The organism is Luteibacter sp. KNZ12-1A (assembly GCF_056755675.1).
In genome coordinates this window covers 1-741 of the sequence record NZ_JBPGXU010000204.1, presented here as the reverse complement: position 1 = coordinate 741, position 741 = coordinate 1, and the positions used below count along the sequence as shown (strand labels likewise).

Genomic DNA, 741 nt, shown 5'->3' with positions numbered 1-741 from the left:
CGCTCGTCGGCAGCGTCAGATGTGTATAAGAGACAGGCTGCCGCGGGATCGCCGACAAGGTCGGCTCCCACCAGGGCACAAGACTGGTTCCCACCAGGCCACAAGGCCGGCTCACAGTCATGCCTTCCCAGGCGGTGTCAGAGAACCAGGGGGCGGTCCGGCAGCTGGTTTTCGCGTGGCTTGCCGTCGCCGGGGAAATGCCGTGCCAGCAACTCACCCGCCTCCGACACACCGGTTTGCAAGCCTTCGCGGAAACGTCCCTGGATGAATTCGTTGCGCATGTGCGTGGCGATCGCTTCCCACTCGGCCGGCGCCACCACTTTCGCGATGCCGCGGTCGGCGACGATCTCGATGCGGTGTTCGGCGAGCAGCACGTAGAGAAGCACGCCGCAGTTGTCGTCGGTGTCCCAGACGCGCAGATGGGAGAACAGCATCGCCGCGCGATCGCGCGCGGTGACGCCCGCGGCGACCGACGAGAACGGCAGGCGCGATTCGATCGCCACGCGCAATTCACCACGGTGCCTGTCCTCGCCGGCGGCCACCGTCTTTGCGATGGCGTCGAGCGTCGCCGGCGGGAAGTGCCGCCCGATCTGGAACCACGCCCCGAACAGGTTGGCCGCGATACGTTGCATGTCCATCACCAACTCCCCGATGCGCCGCCGCCACCGAAACTGCCGCCGCCTCCGCTGAAGCCGCCACCACCGCCACCGCCGAAGCCGCCGCCTCCGAAGCCACCACCAC

The 741-nt window shown here is 67.7% G+C and carries 1 protein-coding gene; it reads right to left on the bottom strand.

Annotated features, from left to right (window positions below):
- Positions 1-137: 137 nt before the first annotated feature.
- On the bottom strand, positions 138-638 hold the full coding sequence (locus tag ACR9ZJ_RS19360) for a TPM domain-containing protein (RefSeq protein ID WP_481288687.1): 501 nt from the start codon (positions 636-638) through the stop codon (positions 138-140).
- Between the last annotated feature and the right edge of the window lie 103 nt (positions 639-741).

Excerpts from the sequence above, each read along its gene's own strand:
- ACR9ZJ_RS19360 (WP_481288687.1), bottom strand. The coding sequence starts at position 638 with ATGGACATGCAACGTATCGCGGCCAACCTGTTCGGGGCGTGGTTCCAG.